Here is a 17,785-nt window from a genome sequence, read left to right as displayed (position 1 = left end):
TTCCGAAACACGCACTAGCCGACAATGGGTTGCTCCTGGGGGTAGCGGTAGAGCCGGCGTCGGGTGTTCAGGGCGATCGCCGACCCCAGGGTGAGCGTCCCGATGCGGCCGATGAACATCAGCACGGTCAGCACCAGTTGGCCGCCGGGCGGCAGGTCGGCGGCCAGACCGATGGTCAGACCGGTGGTGCTGAACGCCGAGGTGATCTCGAAAAGGGCCGCGACGAAGCGGACGCCCTCGGTGAGCAGCAGCAACAGCATCGTTCCGGCCGTCACCAGCGCGACGCTGAGCAGCGCCACGGTGACCGCCTGCCGCTGGCTCGCGGTGGCCACCCTCCGATGCCCGATCGTCACGTCGGGCTCACCCCGCAACTCCGCCCAGATGGTGAACGCCAGCAGGAAGAACGTGGAGACCTTGATGCCACCGGCCGTGCTGGCGCTGCCGCCGCCGATGAACATCAGCACGATCAGCAGGGGATAGCTCTCCTCCTGAAGAGCGGCGATGTCCAGGACGCTGTAGCCGCCGGTGCGGCTCAGCGCGATCTGGGTGAACGACGCGAGGATCTTCCCGGGTACGTCGTACTGGCCGATCGTGCTCGCGTTGGTCCACTCGGCGGCGAGCAGACCAGCGAAGCCGACCAGCAGCAACACCACGCTGCCCCAGATGGTCAACTTCGTCGCCACCGCCCAGTGCGCCGGCTGACGCCACTCGCGGACCGCCTCGAACAGCGCGGGAAACCCGAGCCCGCCGATGATCGCGCCGATCGCCAGGGGCAGCGACACCCACGGGTCACGGCTGAAGGCCAGCAGGCCGTCGGTGTAGAGCGCGAAGCCACCGTTGTTGAACCCCTGCACGGCGTGGAAGGCACCCGACCAGAGGGCCTGCCCGAACGGGTAGTCGTAGGCCAGCCAGAGCCGACCGGCGACCAGCACTGTCATCACGGCCTCGCAGGCGAAGACGGTCAGTGCGATCCGGCGGAGCAACCGGCCCACGTCACCGATGCCGAACTCCGCCGTCTCGGCCTGCACCAGCAACCGGTTGCGCAGCCCGAGCTGGCTGGAGACCACCAGGATGACCAACGCCGCGACGGTGAGGATGCCGAGACCCCCGAGCTGGGTGAGCAGGGTGATCACCACCAGTCCCGGGCCGGACCAGTAGTTCGGCGTGTCGGTGATGGCCATGCCGGTGACCGACACGGCCGAGGTGGCGGTGAAGAGCGCGGTGACCACGGGTGGGCGTACGTGTTCGGCGGTCGCCCAGCGCGCCATGAGCAACAGGGTGCCGAGCAGGATCGGCACCAGGAACGCGAACGGCACCAGCCGCACGGGATTGCGGAAAAACCGGCGCACCAGACAATCTTCCTGTCCGCCCGCCCGCCTGGAGTGGGAACGGGCATTCCGGAGATTCATCTGCCGGCCAGCCATCGACCAACTCCCGGCAAATCACGGGCGGTCTGCTTACCCGGACCATCGATGACAGGAGACGGCGTTGCGACGTACCCTCTCGACCCTCGGCGTGGCCGGCGCTCTGCTCGCCGCCGCCGTGGCCCTGCCGACCATGGCCGCGGCCGAACCAACGGCCAACGCGGACCGCTCCCGGGCCAACGACCGACCAATCGTGATCGGGCACCGTGGCGCCAGCGGCTACCGGCCGGAGCACACGCTGGAGGCGTACCGGTTGGCGATCCGGATGGGTGCCGACTACATCGAGCCGGACCTGGTCTCCACCTCCGACGGAGTGCTGGTCGCCCGGCACGAGAACGAGATCTCCGGCACCACCGACGTGTCGGCCCGCCCGGAGTTCGCGGCCCGCAAGGCGACGAAGACCATCGACGGTGTCGCGGTGACCGGTTGGTTCACCGAGGACTTCACCCTCGCCGAGCTGAAGACGCTGCGGGCCAAGGAGCGGCTGCCGCAGGTACGCGTGGCGAACACCGCCTTCGACGGCCGCTTCGAGGTGCCCACCCTCCAGGAGGTCATCGACCTGGCCCGGGCCGAAGGGCGGGCACGGGGCCGCACCATCGGCATCTACCCGGAGACCAAGCACCCGAGCTACTTCGCCTCGATCAAACTGCCGTTGGAGGAGCCGCTGCTGCGGGTGCTGCGGCAGAACAAGCTGGACCGGAAGAACTCGCCGGTCTTCATCCAGTCTTTCGAGACGGCCAACCTGCGTCGCCTGAGCCGCCTGACCGACGTGAAGCTGGTCCAACTGCTCGACGCGACCGGCCGCCCGTACGACTTCACCGTCGCCGGTGACGCCCGCACCTACCAGGATCTGGTCACGCCGGCCGGCCTGAAGTGGATCGCCGGGTACGCCGACGGCATCGGCGCGAACAGGAACCTGATCGTCCCCCGGAACGCCGCCGGCGCCCTGCTCGCCCCGACCACAGTGGTGCGCGACGCGCACCGGGAGCACCTGCTCGTGCACTCCTGGACGTTCCGCGCCGAGAACCAGTTCCTCCCGGTGGACTTCCGGATCGGCGCCGACCCGAACGCGCGCGGCGACATCACCGCCGAGTACGAACTCTTCCTCGGCCTGGGCCTCGACGGTGTCTTCAGCGACCACCCGGACACTGCCGTCGCCGCACTCGCCGGCCGCTGACCCACACTCGGCCCGGAGCTGATCCGCTCCGAGCCGACCACCGGGCCGACCACGCCCGGCCCACACGCTGGCCCGTCGTCCGTCACCCGGACGACGGGCCAGCGGCACGTTCGGGCGGCCCGCGTCCGCAAGATCACATTCGATCTTGAAGGGGTGGCCCTGACCGAACCGGGCGAATGGCGCGGGGCGACACACGGCTGGGGTGGCCCGTGGGGGTTCGGGCCATCGAGAGCGTGGGCTCCCGGCTGGTAGTGCGGCCCGTTGTAACCTCCGGCCACCTCATTCCTGTTACTTGTGTGTTTCCGCCACATAGCTCGTGGGTGACGTCACTTCTAGCGTGAGCCGTCACGAAGAAGTTCTCTCCCTCTGAGTCCTCATGTGGAGTCGCAATGACGGTCCGGACGACGCGGCGGGCGTTCCTCTCCGCCGCCACGATGATGGCCGCGGCGCTGGCCGCCACGGCCTGTGGCAGCCCGCAGGACACCGCCACCGGCGGCGGCGACAGTGCCGCGCCGGTCAAGGTCGGCCTGGTGTACTCCCAGTCGGGAGCCCTGGCCAGCTACGGAAAGCAGTACATCGAGGGGTTCAAGGCGGGGCTGGACTTCGCCACCAAGGGCACCGGCAAGGTCGGTGACCGGACGATCGAGCTGACCGAGGTCGACGACGCTGGCGACCCGGCCAAGGCGGTCTCCGCGGCGAAGGACCTGATCGGTAAGGGCACGAAGATCATCGCCGGCTCCACCGCCTCCGGTGTGGCGCTCCAGGTCGCGCCGATCGCTGCGCAGAACAAGGTGCTGTTCATCTCCGGCCCGGCTGCCACGGACGCGGTGACCGGCGCGAACAAGTACACCTTCCGCTCCGGTCGGCAGTCGTACCAGGATGTGGTGACCGCCAAGTCGTTCATCGGAGACCCCACCGGCAAGAAGGTGGTGGTCTTCGCCCAGGACGGCGCGTTCGGTGACGCCAACGAGGCCGCCGTCAAGGCCGTCATCGGCAGTGCGGGCGCGACGGTGAGCAGCGTCCGGGCCCCGGCCAGTGCCACCGAGTTCACCCCGTTCGCCAGCCAGATCAAGGCCGCCAAGCCGGACCTGCTCTTCGTGGCGTGGGCGGGTACCACCGCCCCGGCCATGTGGCAGACCCTCGACCAGCAGGGCGTCCTCTCGTCCACCACTGTCGTCACCGGCCTGGACATCCGCGCCTCGTGGCCGACCTTCGGTGCTGCCGGCGCGAAGATCTCCTTCCTGTCGCACTACTTCGACGGTGCCAGCGACACGGAGGCCAGCAAGGCGCTGAAGGCCAAGGTCAACACCATCGACCTGTTCCACCCGGACGGCTTCGCCGCCGCGCAGATGGTGGTCCGGGCCGCGCAGGAGGGTGGGGACGACGTCGACAAGATGGTCACCGCCCTGGAGGGCTGGAGCTTCGACGGGGTCAAGGGCAAGATGACCATCCGGGCCGCCGACCACGCGCTGCTCCAGCCGATGTTCCAGGCCAAGCTGACCGGCAGCGGCACCGCGTTCACCGCTACCGCGCAGAAGAGCCTCACCGGTGACGAGACCGCGCCGCCGGCCGTGGCCATGAAGGGCTGACCATGCTCGCCACCCGCGGTCTGACCTGGCGGATCGGTGAGGTCGCCATCGTCGACAGCGTCTACCTCGATCTGGCACCCGGGGAGTTCCTGGGCGTCATCGGGCCGAACGGCGCCGGTAAGACCTCACTGTTCAACCTGATCACCGGCCTGCGCCGGGCCACCGAGGGCCGGATCGTTCTGGACGGGCAGGACATCGGGGCGCTTCCGCCGCACCGGCGGGCCCGCCTCGGTCTGGGCCGTACCTTCCAGGCGTCCTCGGTCTTCGGCTCGCTGAGCGTGCGGGAGAACGTCCGGCTCGCCGTGCAGGCGCACCGCGGGGGCTCGATGGCGCTGTGGCGGCGGGCGGCGGCCGACCGGGAGGTCGCCGCCGCCGCCGACGCGGCGCTCGACCGGGTCGGCCTCGCCCACCGGGGTACGGCCCTCGCCGGCACCCTGGCCCACGGCGAGAAGCGCAAGCTGGAGATCGCACTGCTGCTCGCCGGGGAACCGCGGGTGATGCTGCTGGACGAGCCGATGGCTGGGGTCAGCGCCGAGGACGTGCCGGAACTGGTCGCCGTCATCAAGTCGTTGACCGGCGACAGCGGCCGCGCGGTGCTGATGGTCGAACACCACATGGACGTCATCCTGGAACTCGCCGACCGCATCGCCGTCATGCACCACGGCGCGCTGCTGGCCTGCGACACCCCGGAGACGGTGATGGCCAACCCCACGGTGCAAGAGGCATACCTGGGGGAGTCGCTGTGAGCGCGAGGAGTGAGCCGGGTTTGCGAGCCCCGCAGTCGCGAACGGAGGCACCCCTGATGGAACCAGTTCTCAGTGTGGAGGAGTTGTCGGTCCGGATCTCCGGGCTGCACATCCTCCAGGGGGTGTCCTTCACTGTCGCACCGACCGGCGTGACCGTCCTGCTCGGTCGCAACGGCGTCGGCAAGACCACCACGCTGCGCGCGATCGTCGGCCTCACCCCGCCCGCCGGGGAGGTCCGCGGCACCATCCGGATGGGCGCGCAGAGTCTGCTGGCCCGGCCGACGCACCGGCTGGTCCGCGGTGGGCTCGGCTACGTGCCCGAGGACCGCTGCGTGTTCGCCGGGCTCACCGTCGCGGAGAACCTGCGGCTCGCCGAGCGGCGCGGCACCACCCCGGCGTACGACAAGGTCTTCGCGCTCTTTCCGGAGCTGGACCGGCGCGGACGGCAACGGGCCGGTTCGCTCTCCGGCGGGCAGCAACAGATGCTCGCCATCGGCCGGGTGCTGCTCAACGACAACCGGCTGCTGCTCGTCGACGAGCCGACCAAGGGGTTGGCGCCGAAGGTGGTGACCGAGGTGGCCGAGGTGTTGGAACGGGTCGCGGAGTCGGTGCCGGTCCTGCTGGTCGAGCAGAACCTGGCCGTCGTACGCCGACTGGCCCGCGACGCGGTCGTGCTGGCCGCCGGCAAGGTGGCCTGGACCGGCGACGCCCGCGAGTTGCTGTTGGAGACCGCGTTGACGAAGTCGCTGCTCGGTGTCGGCTCGGCGGAGGTGGCCGCGCCGAGCGCGAGGAGTGAGCCTGCGGGCCCCGCAGTCGCGAGGGAGGACCAGCACTGATGGGCACCGTGATCCTGTTGGCGTTGACCGGGCTCGGCCTGGCGGCGCTGTACTTCCTGGTCGCCTCCGGCCTGTCCCTGGTCTTCGGCCTGGCCGACGTGCTCAACTTCGCGCACGGGCTGTTCCTCGGCGTCGGCGCGTACGGCACCTGGTGGGCGGCGGGCAACCTGCCGGGCGCCGGCCCGGACGGGTTCGGCTTCGTGTTCGCTGTCGCCTTCGGGGTGGCCGCCGGCACGCTGGTCGCGATCCTGGTCGAGCTGGTGCTGATCCGCCCGCTGTACTCGCGCACCATCGAGCAGGTGCTGGTCACCGTCGGGCTGTCGCTGGCCGGGGTGGCGTTGCTCCAGGCCACCTGGGGTGCGGACGCCCGGCCGTTCCCGCGTCCGGACTGGACCCGGCAGGTGACCGGGATCTTCGGCGCGCAGGTGCCCAACGGTGGCCTGCTGCTGATCATCGCGGCGGTGCTGGTGCTCGGCGCGATCCTGGCGTTCCTGCGCTGGACCCGGTACGGCCTGGTGATCCGGGCCGGGGTGGAGAACCGGGAGATGGTGACGGCGCTGGGCATCGACGTCCGCAAGGCGTTCACGCTGGTCTTCGCGATCGGTGGGGCGGCCGCCGCGCTCGCCGGCGCGCTCGGCGGGGTCTACTTCGGCACCGTCTCGCCGGGGCAGGGCGGCTCGCTGCTGATCTTCGCGTTCATCGTGGTGGTGATCGGCGGGATGGGCTCGGTGGTCGGCTCCGCGTACGCGGCGGTCGTGGTCGGGTTGGTGCAGCAGTTCGTCAACTACTACGGCACGTCCGGGCTGGGCGACATCTGCGTGGTCGGGCTGCTGGCCGTGGTGCTGCTGCTGCGCCCGCAGGGCATCGCCGGAAAGGTGGCAACGGCATGACGGTGATCGACGCTCCTCGCGCACAGGTGCCCGACGAACTGAGTCCGCAGCGGGGGCGGTGGCACCGGGTACGCCCGTTCCTGCCGCTCGTCGCACTGGTCGTGCTGGCGATCCTGCCGTACTCGACGATCTCCCTGCCGGGGATCTTCGAGGGGCCGGTCAACTCACCCGGCACCCTGCAACTGCTCGCCATCTGCCTGATCTTCGGCGGGCTGGCGGCCGGGTACGACCTGCTCTTCGGCCGGACCGGGATGCTCTCCTTCGGGCACGCGCTGTACTTCGCCGCCGGTGTCTACGGCACCGACATCCTCATCACCCGGGCCGGTCTGCCGCTGTGGCAGGCGGCGCTGCTGACCGTTACCGGCGGCACCATCCTCGCCGCGCTGCTCGGCGCGGTGGCGCTGCGCACGGTGGGCATCGCGTTCGCCATGGTCACGTTGGCCTTCGCCCAGGTGGGCGCGATCCTGGTGGCCCGCGACTTCGGCGGGCTCACCGGTGGCGAGGAGGGCCTGCCGCTGGACGTGTCGGGGCTGCCCGCCGGGCTGGTGGGGGTGACCAACACGGTCAACCTGTACTGGTTGGCGCTGGCGTACCTGACCCTGGTGGTCTTCGTGGTGCACCGGGTGAGCGGGTCACCGACCGGTCGGGTGCTCGCCGGGCTGCGCGACGACGAGCGGCGGATCGGCGTGCTCGGGTTGGACCCGTACCGCTACAAGCTGGTGGCGTTCACACTTGCCGGCGGGTTGGCGTCGGCGGGCGGGGTGGTCTACGTCCTGATCGTCGGCGGCGCGTCGCCGCACATCACGTCCTCCGAGCTGACCCTGTCGCTGCTGGTCATGGTGGTGCTCGGCGGGCCGGGCACCCGGTGGGGTCCGGTCCTCGGTGGTGTCCTCTACATGTACCTGGACCACCGGCTCACCGCCTTCGGCACGAGCGACGCGGTGGACAACCTGCCGGCCGTCCTCAGCCGTCCGCTGAGTCAGCCGCTGTTCGTCCTGGGCACTGTCTTCATCCTGGCCGTCTACTTCTTCCCCGGTGGCCTGACCAGCCTGGCCCCCCGTCTGTCCCACCTGACCCGAGCCCTCCGCCCCCGCTCCCCCCACTCCCCCCACGACGCCGCTGACCCACGCTGACCGCGTTGATCAAGAGGTTTGCGTCGGAATCCGGCCGAATGATGACGCAAACCTCTTGATCAACAGGGGGATGACGGACGGCGCTGGTAGAAATGCCGGGTGGAGACAGCAGAGCGGGCAGCGGTACGCGAGCGGGCCGAGGCGGTGCTGCGCCGGCTGGCCGGTGACCACGCCCGGCTGCGCGAGGATCAGTGGCGCGCCATCGAGGCGCTGGTCGTCGACCGGCGGCGGGTGCTCTGCGTCCAGCGCACCGGTTGGGGCAAGTCGGCCGTCTACTTCGTGGCCACCGCACTGCTCCGGGACCGCGAGCAGGGCCACCAGGCCGGACCGACGGTCATCGTCTCGCCGCTGCTGGCGTTGATGCGCAATCAGGTCGAGGCCGCCGCTCGGGCCGGCATCCGGGCCCGCACGATCAACTCGGCGAACCTCGACGAGTGGGACGAGATCACCACCGAGATCCAGACCGGCGCTGTGGACGTGCTGCTGATCAGCCCGGAACGGCTCAACAACCCGGATTTCCGCGACGGCGTCCTGCCGAAGTTGGCAGCGACCACCGGCCTGCTGGTGGTCGACGAGGCGCACTGCGTCTCCGACTGGGGGCACGACTTCCGGCCGGACTACCGGCGGCTGCGGACGTTCCTCGCCGAGCTGCCCGAGCGCACCCCGGTGCTGGCGACCACCGCCACCGCCAACGCCCGGGTCACCCAGGACGTCGCCGAGCAGCTGGGCGACGCCCTCATCCTGCGCGGCACCCTGGACCGCGAGTCGCTGCGCCTCGGGGTGCTCGACCTGCCCAGCCCGGCGCACCGGTTGGCCTGGCTCGCCGACCACCTGGACCAGCTGCCCGGCTCGGGCATCGTCTACACGCTGACCGTGGCGGCAGCGGGGGAGACTGCCGAGTTCCTGCGCTCCCGGGGCTACCCGGTCGCCTCGTACAGCGGGCAGTCCGACGACGCCGACCGGCGTGCCGCCGAACAGGACCTGCTCGACAACAAGATCAAGGCGCTGGTCGCCACCAGCGCCCTCGGCATGGGCTTCGACAAGCCTGACCTGGGCTTCGTCGTCCACCTCGGCGCGCCACCCTCGCCGATCGCGTACTATCAGCAGGTCGGCCGCGCCGGCCGCGCCGTCGAGCACGCCGAGGTGCTGCTGCTGCCCGGCGTCGAGGACGCCGCGATCTGGCGTTACTTCGCCTCCCTGGCGTTCCCACCGGAGCAGCAGGTCCGGACCGTGCTGGCCGCCCTGCACACCGACCGCCCGCTCTCCACCCAGGCGCTCGAACCCCTCGTCGACCTGCGCCGGGCCCGGCTGGAGCTGATGCTCAAGGTGCTCGACGTGGACGGCGCGGTCCGCCGGGTGCGCGGTGGTTGGCTCGCCACCGGCGAGCCGTGGGTCTACGACGAGGCCCGGTTGCGCCGCGTCGCCGAGGCGCGCACCGTCGAGCAACAGGCCATGCGGGAGTACGCAACCACGTCCGACTGCCGGATGCGGTATCTACGGGAACGCCTGGACGACACCGAGGCGGTCGACTGCGGCCGATGCGACAGGTGCGCCGAGCCCCTCTTCGCCGCCGACGTGTCGACTGCCGCGCTCGCCGCCGCGCAGACCTTCCTGGGCCGACCCGGCGTGGAGATCGCGCCGAAGAAGCTCTGGCCGACGGGGCTCGACGCGGTGGGCGTACCCCTCAAGGGCCGTATCGCCCCCGCGGACCAGGCGCTGCCGGGCCGGGCCGTCGGGCGCCTCTCCGACCTGGGCTGGGGCGGCCGGCTGCGCTCTCTCGTCGGCCCGGAAGCGCCGGACGCGCCGCTGCCCGACGACGTCGCCGGCGCGGTCGTGGAGGTGCTGAAGGCGTGGGCGCACGGCGACGACCCGTGGCCCCGACGGCCGGTGGCGGTGGTCGCTGTCGGTTCCCGTCGGCGGCCCCGGCTGCTCGGCTCGCTCGCCGAGCGGATCGCCACAGTGGGCCGGCTGCCGCTGCTCGGCGAGGTCACCGCGGCCGGCTCCGACGGCCCGGCCGGGCCGCGCGGCAACAGCGCCCAACGGGTACGCGCTCTGCACGACGCCTTCACCGTGCCCACCGACCTGGCCGACGCCCTGGCCGGGCTGGACGGCCCGGTGCTCCTCGTCGACGACCTGATCGACTCGGGCTGGACGATGACGCTGGTGGCCCGGGCCCTGCGCCGGGCCGGCGCGACCGACGTGCTCCCGCTCGCCCTCGCCGTGGCCGGCTGACCCGCTGCCCTCGGGGTCGGGTGGGAAAGTTCCCGGGCGGTGTCGAGTGCGACAGTCGCCACGCTGTCCGGGCGTCGGCCTGACGCGGCCGGGCGCGACGGTACCGTGGGCGGCATGACCGACCGGCAGCCCGTCACCCGTGCGCGCACCCTTGCGGGCAGGACCGTTGGCGGCGAGGCCGGCCAGGCGCGGGGCGTCGGTCGTGCTGATCAGGGTCCCGTGGAGCCGGACCGGAGCACTCTCCGGCTGGCGCTGGTGGTCGGCGGGCTGGTGCTGGCGGTGCTGCTCGGCTTCGGCCTCGGCCGGCTGAACGCCAACGGTGCCGTCACCGGCAGCCCGTCGTTGGCCGCCGAGCACACCGACCCACCGGGCGTCGCGCCGCACAACCACGGCTCGGCCACGGCCACCGATCAGGGCGCGGCCACCGAGCCGGGCGGTCTCGCGGTCAGTTCGGCCGGGTTCACCCTGGCGCCGCTGGCCACCGAGTTCGCGGCGGGTCGTCCCGGTCAGCTCCGCTTCCAGGTGCGCGACGCGCAGCGCCGGCCGGTGACCCGGTTCGCCATCGTGCACGACAAGCCGATGCACCTCATCGTCGTCCGGCGGGACCTGACCGGTTACCAGCACCTGCACCCGACCATGGCGGCGGACGGCACCTGGTCGGTGCCGTTGACCCTCGCGCAGCCCGGCCTCTGGCGCGCGTACGCCGACTTCACGGTGGTCGCCGACAACGGCGCGCAGACCGCTGTGACCCTCGGCACGGACCTGGTGGCGCCCGGCGACTACCGACCCCGTCCACTGCCGGGGCCGGCCACCTCGACGACCGTGGACGGCTTCACCGTCGGCTACCAGGGCACTGCGCAGGCCGGGGCGACAGTGCCGCTGACCTTCCGGGTCGACGGCGCTGACGGCGCAGCCCCGCTGGAGCGGTATCTAGGGGCGTACGGCCACCTGGTGGCGTTGCGCGAGGGCGACCTCGGCTATCTGCACGTGCACCCGGAGACCGAGTTGGTGGACGGTCAGATCAAGTTCTGGTTGACCACCCCCGGCCCGGGCCGCTACCGCCTCTACCTCGACTTCCAGGTGAACGCCGAAGTCCGAACCGCCGAGTTCACCCTCACCGTCCCCTAACCCGCCCCGCCCCCTCGCCCACTCCCGTTGATCATGAAGTCATTGCCTCTCGGCGCGGCGTGTCGTGGCAATAACTTCATGATCAACGCCGACGGGGGGTGGGGGTGGGGGTTAGCTGGCTCGGCGGATGGGGCGGCGGGCCAGGTAGCGGAGCAGGTCGCGGATGTGGTGCTTCTCCTCGGCGGGGACCGTGGGGTCGGCAAGCCGGTCCAGGATGGCCCGGACGTCGGCCTCGACCGGGCCGTCGTCGTGGCGTCGGCGGGGCGCTGGGCCGGCGTCGGGTAGCCCGAGCGCCCGGAACGCGGCGGCGACCGGCAGATCCAGCGCGGCGCAGAAGCCGCGCACCTTGGCCAACTCGGGATAGTCCTGCCAGTCGCCGGCCAGCCAGCGGAACACGGTGGAGCGGCCCACGCCCGTGTGCGAGGCAAGATCAGTCACGGTCCAGCCACGTTCGTCGCGAGCGTCATCGATGGCGCGCCGGACGAAGCGGGCGAAGGCCATCTGCGGTGATACGTCGGCTGATCCCATCCCTGTGTGTCTTCCCCTCCTGCCGGAGCACCGGGACGATGCGCCTTCCGAGGGTAGTACGCCAGGAGCCGGAAACAATTGACTGACCGCACAAACTGTCCCGTGGGCGAGACTTTTTCTCTGGAAGCGTGTGTGCAGAACGAAAATTGCATCGAGCGATATTCATCGTTCTTCCATTAAGCTCGGTGCCCGTCCCGACATCGCGTCTGTCGCCTGCCGCCTCCGACCGGACCACCGCCGAGGAGCACCATGGCCGAATCGAGCCGCCCCCAGCCGTACCAGCCCGGTGCGGTGAGCCTCTTCTTCGTCGCCAAGGCCGGCGTCTTCGCCGCCGCGTTCTGGATCTGGTTGCTGGTCCTGGTGCTCCGCACCGACTCCGCGACCGGCCTCCAGGTGCTGGCCGCCACCGGCACCATCACCACCACGCTCGTCGCGGTACTGCTCGGCGCCCGGATGGCGTTGCAACACAACGCCGCCATCCGGCACGCCGAGGTCAAGAAGTTGCTGGTGGACATCTCCTGGAACGCCTTCGCGGCGGCCGGCAACGCCGAGACCGGGGGCAAGGTCGTGCCATTCCCGACCGCCCCGGCCGACGGTGAGTGGGCCGCCCAGCGGCCCGCCGCCGACCGGGTGTCGGTCCTCGACCGTGGTGTCAGCGAGCGCAACGGTGGCCGCGACCGCCGACGCTAGCCACCCAGGAGCTAAGCGGGTGTCTCTCCGGTGGCCAGCAGGGTCTCCAGCCGGGGAGTGACCTGCCACTGGTCCACCAGCTCGCGGTATTCCGCGCGCTGCGGCTCGGTCGCCTCGGCACCGGTACGACGGGCGCGGATCAGCAGGTTACGCGGGGTGTGCTGCGAGTCCACGAACTCCACCACCTCGGTCCGGTACCCGTGCACCCGCAGCAGCCCGGCACGCAGCGCGTCGGTGAGCACGTCGGCGAAGCGCTCGCGCAGGATGCCCTGCCGGGTCAGCAGCTCGTACGGGGCCGGGGTGGGGTGGGCGCGGAGCTGCTTCGCCAGATCGTGGTGGCAGCACGGCGCGGCCAGCACCCAGCGGGCCTCCCAGCGCACCGCGCGGGCCAGGGCCTCGTCGGTGGCGGTGTCGCAGGCGTGCAGCGCCAGCACCAGGTCGGGGGCGGGGTCGACGACGGCGTCGGCGATCGTCCCGGCCACGAAGCTGACCTGGTCGGCCCAGCCCAGCCGCTGCGCCAGCTCGGTGTTGCGCCGCCGCTGGTCCTCCCGGACGTCCACACCGACCAGTTGGACGTCGAGCCCCCGACTCGTCAGGTAGCGGTACGCGGCGAACGTCAGGTAGGCGTTGCCGCAGCCCAGGTCGACCACCCGTAGCGGACCGGTCAGGTCGTCGGGCAGGGTCGCGGCCAGGGCCCGCAGGAACGCGTCCACCTGGCGGCGCTTGGCCGCCGAGCCGCCGATCTCCGCGAAGATCGGGTCACCCGGGTCGAGCAGGTATTCCTTCGTCCGGTCGTTTCCGGTGGGCGTCGCCGCCGGACGGGACGTCGCGGCCCTGTGCACCTGCGCCTCGCCGGACTTGGTCACCCGCAGTTGGAGGGTGGCGTCGGCCGTCTCGACGTGCCAGTTGCCGAACGGCTCGGCGAGCAGTTCGTCGATCGCCGCGGCGGCCTCCGGACCGGAGGCGAGGTTGCGGGTGTAGGGGCGAGCACCGTCGGACGTGGTGATCTGCATTCGGGGCCCGGCCTTGAGCCGCACCGGCCGCAGTTCGGCCCGCTCAACTGTGGGGCGGCGACCGCGTCGACGTCCGGCGGCGACCGCCCGGGTCAGCGCGGGGTCGAGCAGCAGCGCCCGAACCTCGGTCAGGGCGGCGTCCAGTGGTTGCGGCATCGTTCCATCTTCGGCAGGTGGGGTGGGAGAAGGGAACATCCCCCGCACCGCGCGAGGCGGTGCGGGGGATGTCAGGTGTGGCTGGTGGTCAGTCCGCGGTCGCCTCGGCCGGCGCATCCGCACCGGAACCGCCACCACGGCGGCGGCGTCGGCGGCGCGGCTTGGACGCCTCGCCGTCGGACGCGGTGGCCGGCTCGGAGGGGCCGGCGTCGGCGGAGATCACAGCGGTCGCCTCGGCCGCGACCACCTCGCCGGCCCGGCGGCGACGCCGGCGGCGGGGGGTACGGGTGCCTTCGTCGGCGGCGTCGGCCGCAGGTGCCTCGGCGACGGCCGGCGTGCCGGCGTCGGAACGGTCGCGGCGGCCATCGCCCCGACCACGGCGCTCGCCGCGACCCTCACCACGGCTCTCGCCGCGTCGGGGGCCCCGACCGCCGCTGTCGCCCCGACGGGAGCGGGTCGTCCCACCCAGATCCTCTTCGATCTCGGCGGACAGCCCGGCCCGGGTGCGCTCGGCCGTGGGCAGCGTGCCGCTGACCTCGGTGGAGATGTGCAGGTCGGTGTAGAGGTGCGGCGACGTGTGGTACGTCTCCGGCGGCTCCGGCATCTCCAGACCCAGGGTCTTGTCGATGATCCGCCAGCGCGGCATGTCGTCCCAGTCGACGAAGGTCACCGCCACACCCGTCGCGCCGGCCCGGCCGGTACGACCGATCCGGTGGGTGTAGGTGTCCTGGTCTTCCGGGCAGTCGTAGTTGATGACGTGGGTGACGCCGGTGACGTCCAGCCCACGGGCCGCCACGTCGGTGGCGACCAAGATGTCGATCTTGCCGGCCCGGAAGGCCCGCAGAGCCCGCTCGCGGGCGCCCTGGCCGAGGTCACCATGCACCGCGGCGACCGCGAACCCGCGGAAGTCGAGGTCCTCGGCGACCCGGTCGGCGGCCCGCTTGGTACGCGTGAAGATCATGGTCAGCCCACGCCCCTCCGCCTGGAGGATGCGTGCCACCACCTCGACCTTGTTCATCGAGTGGGTGCGGTAGACCAACTGCTGGGTCTGCGGCGACGGGCCGGTCTCGGCGGTGTGCCCGGCGTGGATCGTCATCGGCTGGCGCAGGAAGCGCCGAGACAGGGTGACGATCGGGTCCGGCATGGTGGCCGAGAAGAGCATCGTCTGCCGGTCTTCCGGAAGCATCGCCAGGATCTTCTCGACGTCGTCGAGGAAGCCCAGGTCGAGCATCCGGTCGGCCTCGTCGAGGACGAGTGCGTGCACCCGGTCGAGCCGGAGGTGCTTCTGCTTCTGCAGGTCCATCAGACGGCCGGGCGTGCCGACCAGGATCTCGACGCCCTTGCGAAGCGCGTCGATCTGCGGCTCGTACGCCACGCCGCCGTAGATCGGCAGCACCCGGACGCCACGCGTCCGGCCGGCGGCGGCCAGATCCTTGGCGACCTGGATGCCCAGCTCACGGGTGGGGACGACGACCAGCGCCTGGGGGACACCGTCGCTGCCCTCGCCCGGGGCGAAGACCCGGTCGAGCAGCGGTACGCCGAAGCCGAGGGTCTTGCCGGTGCCGGTGGGCGCCTGACCGATCAGGTCGACGCCGCGCAGCGCGATCGGGATCGCGTACTCCTGGATGGCGAAGGCGCGGGTGATGCCGGCCGAGGCCAGGGCCTCGACGGTTTCGGCGCGGGCGCCGAGTGCGGCGAACGTGGGGGCCTCCGGTCGAACCGGGGCGGTGGGGGCCAGTTCCTGGCCGTCCAGCAAATCTTGAGTCAGGTCGCTCATGTGGATGTGGGGGTGCCCTCTCGTGGGTGCGCCCGTCATGTCCTCAGGGCGCGTTCGGTATGACGCGGGCCACACGGTCGGCGGCAGATTGCCGAGCCGGACCGGGCCGCACGCGCGCCGCGGGCTGAGCTTCGATCAGATCGGCGCCCACGGCAACTGCTCCATGTTACCTGAACAGGCATGCCCCCGTCCCGATTCCCGGTCGGCCACTCGCCACGCGGGGCAAGCAATTGTGACCTACGCCACACTTATTGCCCGCCGCCCGCCCGTCGACCGTGAGCGTGGAGCTCGGTCGGGGTGCGCAGTGGGTGGGCCGCGCGTGAGGGCCGGTACGCGATAGCCTGCCGCTCGTGTCCGCCTCCGGTTCCGCGTACGCCGACCTGCTGGGTCTGGTCGCCTTCGGTGAGCTGCTCGCCTTCGAGCGAATGGCGGGCGATGCCCGGCTCGCTCCTGACCTGCCTCGCCGGGCCGCGCTGAACGAGATGGCCGCGGCCGAGATCGCCAACTACCGGCGCCTCGCCGACCGGCTCACCGCGTTGGGCGTACCGCCCGAGGATGCGATGGCGCCCTATGTCGAGCCGTTGCAGGCGTACCACGACTCGACCGAGCCAAGGGACTGGGCGGAAGTGGTCACCAAGGCGTACGTGGGCGACGCGATCACCGACGACTTCGTTCGCGAGATCGCCGATGCGCTGGAGGAACCGGACCGGGCGCTGGTGCTGGACGTCCTGCACGACTCCCGGTACGCGGACTTCGCCGCTGCGGAGATCCGGGTGGCCGTCGCCGACGACCCCCGGGTGGCCGGTCGGCTCTCGATGTGGGCCCGGCGGCTGGTCGGCGAGGCGTTGTCCCAGGCCGGCCGCGTCGCCGCCGAGCGGGCCACCCTCACCGCGCTGATCGCACGCGACGGCCGGGTCGACGTGCCGGGGCTTTTCGGCAGGCTCACCACCGCGCACACCGCGCGGATGGCCGCCGTCGGGCTGAACAACTGACCACCCGGCCGGGTCGGCCGGTGCCGGCCTGCGGCAGGTGGGCCGAGTGCCGACCTGCCGCGATGGCCGGACCAGTCAGCGGACGGTGAACCCGACCGCCCGGGACGACGCCTCGGCGATCTCGACGTAGGCGACCTTCTCGACCGGAACGATGACCCGCCGGCCCTTCTCGTCGGTCAGGGAGAGCGTGCCGCCGTTGCCGGCGAAGGCGTCGGTCACGATCTGCTCGATCTCGGCCGGCGACTGCGCGCTGTCCACTACCAGCTCGCGTGGCGCGTACTGCACGCCGATCTTGACCTCCACTGTGCCTCCTCAACTGGGGCGAAAGAACCGCCCTGCGAAGGCTATCCGATCACGGGGCCGGAGGTCAGGCTGACTCACCTTGCAGCGGGAAGCTCGCGATGCCCCGCCACGACAGCGCCGCCACCAACGCCTCCGCCTCGGCCTTCGGCACCTGCCGGCCGCCGGCCAGCCAGAACTGCGCTGCCGTCTCCGCCGCGCCGACCAGCCCGGAGGCGAGCAGCTCGGCGTGCGCCCGGCTCACCCCGGTGTCGGAGATGATGGTGTCGGTGATCGCCGCGATGCAGCCCTGCTCGACCCGCTCCACCCGCTGCCGCACGGCCGGGTCGTTGCGCAGATCCGACTCGAAGACGAGCCGGAACGCCTCGCTCTCGTGGTCGACGAAGTCGAAGTAGGCCCGTACCGATGCGCTGACCCGCTCCTTGTTGTCGCTGGTACCGCGCATCGCATCCTGCACCTGAGCGACGATGGCGTCACAGTGCGTGTCGAGCAGCGCCAGGTAGAGATCCATCTTTCCGGGAAAGTGTTGGTAGAGCACCGGCTTCGAGACCCCGGCCCGCTCGGCGATGTCGTCCATCGCGGCGGCGTGGTAGCCCTGCGCGACGAACACCTCCTGCGCCGCAGCGAGAAGCTGCTTACGACGCGCGGAGCGGGGCAGGCGGGTGGGCCGGCCAGCGGTCTGTGCACCGTTCCCCGCAGCGGTCATGGGATCCTCCGAGTTCTCCGTACGAGCCGGCGTTTTCCCCCCAGACCGGGCGAGGCCCGTGACCTCGGTCGTGGAAATGGCCCGCCGCTGTAACTTATCGCCACTCTCGGCACACGGTAGCCTCAGCGGGGGCGACCAAGGAGCGCGCGGTGAGTGAAACAGGGCAACCCGGAGCCGCCACCCCGGGAGAGCACGGTGACGGAGCGGGTCAGCACGACGACCCGAGCCGTTCCGTCAGTGGGTGGGCGCCTCCGGCGGGTGGGTGGCCCCGAGCCGCCGACCGCGAGGACGCCCGGGATGAGGCGCCGCGCTGGCAGCCCGACCCCGCGTCGGGCTGGCGGACCTCCTCGACACGGCACGGCGATCTGCCATCGCCGCTGGTCGGCCGGTCGGGCGACCCCGAGTCGCCGGCCCGCACCAACGGCCACCACGTCAACGGCGCGAACCACCCGGACGACGTCAACGGCG

16 protein-coding genes and 1 pseudogene are annotated in these 17,785 nt (G+C 71.5%); 11 read left to right on the top strand and 6 right to left on the bottom strand.

Annotated features, from left to right (window positions below; translation table 11 throughout):
* Nucleotides 1-14 precede the first annotated feature (14 nt).
* Nucleotides 15-1,349 carry a potassium transporter TrkG gene (locus KBX08_RS23255; RefSeq protein ID WP_307850615.1) on the bottom strand — a complete coding sequence of 445 codons (1,335 nt, stop codon included), beginning with the start codon at nucleotides 1,347-1,349 and terminating at the stop codon, nucleotides 15-17.
* 139 nt (nucleotides 1,350-1,488) lie between these two features.
* On the opposite strand from KBX08_RS23255, the gene KBX08_RS23250 reads away from it, so the two are divergent.
* The 8 genes from KBX08_RS23250 (at nucleotide 1,489) to KBX08_RS23215 (ending at nucleotide 11,155) form a co-directional block, all read left to right on the top strand.
* On the top strand, nucleotides 1,489-2,601 hold the full coding sequence (locus KBX08_RS23250) for a glycerophosphodiester phosphodiesterase (protein WP_210785511.1): 1,113 nt from the start codon (nucleotides 1,489-1,491) through the stop codon (nucleotides 2,599-2,601).
* 389 nt (nucleotides 2,602-2,990) lie between these two features.
* Complete coding sequence (locus KBX08_RS23245) at nucleotides 2,991-4,190, top strand: substrate-binding domain-containing protein (RefSeq protein ID WP_210785510.1); 1,200 nt, start codon at nucleotides 2,991-2,993, stop codon at nucleotides 4,188-4,190.
* A 2-nt stretch (nucleotides 4,191-4,192) separates the two neighbouring features.
* A complete protein-coding gene (locus tag KBX08_RS23240) occupies nucleotides 4,193-4,936 on the top strand; it encodes an ABC transporter ATP-binding protein (RefSeq protein WP_112584733.1) in 744 nt (247 codons plus the stop codon).
* A gap of 56 nt (nucleotides 4,937-4,992) precedes the next feature.
* Nucleotides 4,993-5,772, top strand: coding sequence for an ABC transporter ATP-binding protein (locus KBX08_RS23235; protein ID WP_210785509.1), 780 nt, complete (start codon nucleotides 4,993-4,995; stop codon nucleotides 5,770-5,772).
* Nucleotides 5,772-6,662 (top strand): branched-chain amino acid ABC transporter permease, encoded by an 891-nt coding sequence (locus KBX08_RS23230; RefSeq protein WP_091402581.1) that lies wholly within the window; start codon nucleotides 5,772-5,774, stop codon nucleotides 6,660-6,662. Before KBX08_RS23235 ends, KBX08_RS23230 begins: the two co-directional genes overlap by 1 nt.
* On the top strand, nucleotides 6,659-7,795 hold the full coding sequence (locus KBX08_RS23225; RefSeq protein ID WP_210785508.1) for a branched-chain amino acid ABC transporter permease: 1,137 nt from the start codon (nucleotides 6,659-6,661) through the stop codon (nucleotides 7,793-7,795). The genes KBX08_RS23230 and KBX08_RS23225 overlap by 4 nt, the downstream gene beginning before the upstream one ends.
* A gap of 99 nt (nucleotides 7,796-7,894) precedes the next feature.
* Nucleotides 7,895-10,027 carry a RecQ family ATP-dependent DNA helicase gene (locus KBX08_RS23220; protein ID WP_210785507.1) on the top strand — a complete coding sequence of 711 codons (2,133 nt, stop codon included), beginning with the start codon at nucleotides 7,895-7,897 and terminating at the stop codon, nucleotides 10,025-10,027.
* Nucleotides 10,028-10,141: 114 nt separating this feature from the next.
* Nucleotides 10,142-11,155, top strand: coding sequence for a hypothetical protein (locus tag KBX08_RS23215; RefSeq protein ID WP_247669910.1), 1,014 nt, complete (start codon nucleotides 10,142-10,144; stop codon nucleotides 11,153-11,155).
* Nucleotides 11,156-11,266: 111 nt separating this feature from the next.
* Here the strand turns inward: KBX08_RS23215 and KBX08_RS23210 are convergent, their stop codons facing one another.
* The gene (locus tag KBX08_RS23210; protein WP_210785506.1) at nucleotides 11,267-11,683 is read right to left on the bottom strand and encodes a helix-turn-helix domain-containing protein; all 417 of its coding nucleotides are present in this window, start codon (nucleotides 11,681-11,683) and stop codon (nucleotides 11,267-11,269) included.
* A 249-nt stretch (nucleotides 11,684-11,932) separates the two neighbouring features.
* Here KBX08_RS23210 and KBX08_RS23205 point away from each other — a divergent pair, with 249 nt between their 5' ends.
* Nucleotides 11,933-12,373: a hypothetical protein gene (locus KBX08_RS23205; RefSeq protein ID WP_210785505.1), complete on the top strand. Its 441-nt coding sequence runs from the start codon at nucleotides 11,933-11,935 to the stop codon at nucleotides 12,371-12,373.
* An 11-nt stretch (nucleotides 12,374-12,384) separates the two neighbouring features.
* Here KBX08_RS23205 and KBX08_RS23200 read toward each other — a convergent pair whose 3' ends face one another.
* Nucleotides 12,385-13,542: an SAM-dependent methyltransferase gene (locus KBX08_RS23200; protein WP_210785504.1), complete on the bottom strand. Its 1,158-nt coding sequence runs from the start codon at nucleotides 13,540-13,542 to the stop codon at nucleotides 12,385-12,387.
* An 88-nt stretch (nucleotides 13,543-13,630) separates the two neighbouring features.
* Nucleotides 13,631-15,319: a DEAD/DEAH box helicase gene (locus KBX08_RS23195; RefSeq protein WP_210785503.1), complete on the bottom strand. Its 1,689-nt coding sequence runs from the start codon at nucleotides 15,317-15,319 to the stop codon at nucleotides 13,631-13,633.
* A 350-nt stretch (nucleotides 15,320-15,669) separates the two neighbouring features.
* On the opposite strand from KBX08_RS23195, the gene KBX08_RS23190 reads away from it, so the two are divergent.
* Nucleotides 15,670-16,311: a ferritin-like fold-containing protein gene (locus KBX08_RS23190; RefSeq protein ID WP_307850614.1), complete on the top strand. Its 642-nt coding sequence runs from the start codon at nucleotides 15,670-15,672 to the stop codon at nucleotides 16,309-16,311.
* Between the two features lie 75 nt (nucleotides 16,312-16,386).
* Here the strand turns inward: KBX08_RS23190 and KBX08_RS23185 are convergent, their stop codons facing one another.
* Both KBX08_RS23185 and KBX08_RS23180 read right to left on the bottom strand, forming a co-directional pair.
* Complete coding sequence (locus tag KBX08_RS23185) at nucleotides 16,387-16,614, bottom strand: DUF3107 domain-containing protein (protein WP_088950288.1); 228 nt, start codon at nucleotides 16,612-16,614, stop codon at nucleotides 16,387-16,389.
* Between the two features lie 64 nt (nucleotides 16,615-16,678).
* A complete protein-coding gene (locus KBX08_RS23180) occupies nucleotides 16,679-17,317 on the bottom strand; it encodes a TetR/AcrR family transcriptional regulator (protein ID WP_030489514.1) in 639 nt (212 codons plus the stop codon).
* A 149-nt stretch (nucleotides 17,318-17,466) separates the two neighbouring features.
* On the opposite strand from KBX08_RS23180, the pseudogene KBX08_RS23175 reads away from it, so the two are divergent.
* Nucleotides 17,467-17,785 (top strand): annotated as a pseudogene (locus KBX08_RS23175) (hypothetical protein); the annotation flags it as partial.

It is taken from the genome of Micromonospora sp. H61, assembly GCF_018070325.1.
Taxonomy (GTDB): domain Bacteria; phylum Actinomycetota; class Actinomycetes; order Mycobacteriales; family Micromonosporaceae; genus Micromonospora; species Micromonospora salmantinae.
Note: the sequence above shows the minus strand (reverse complement) of the source record. Positions and strands in the feature narration are given on the sequence as shown.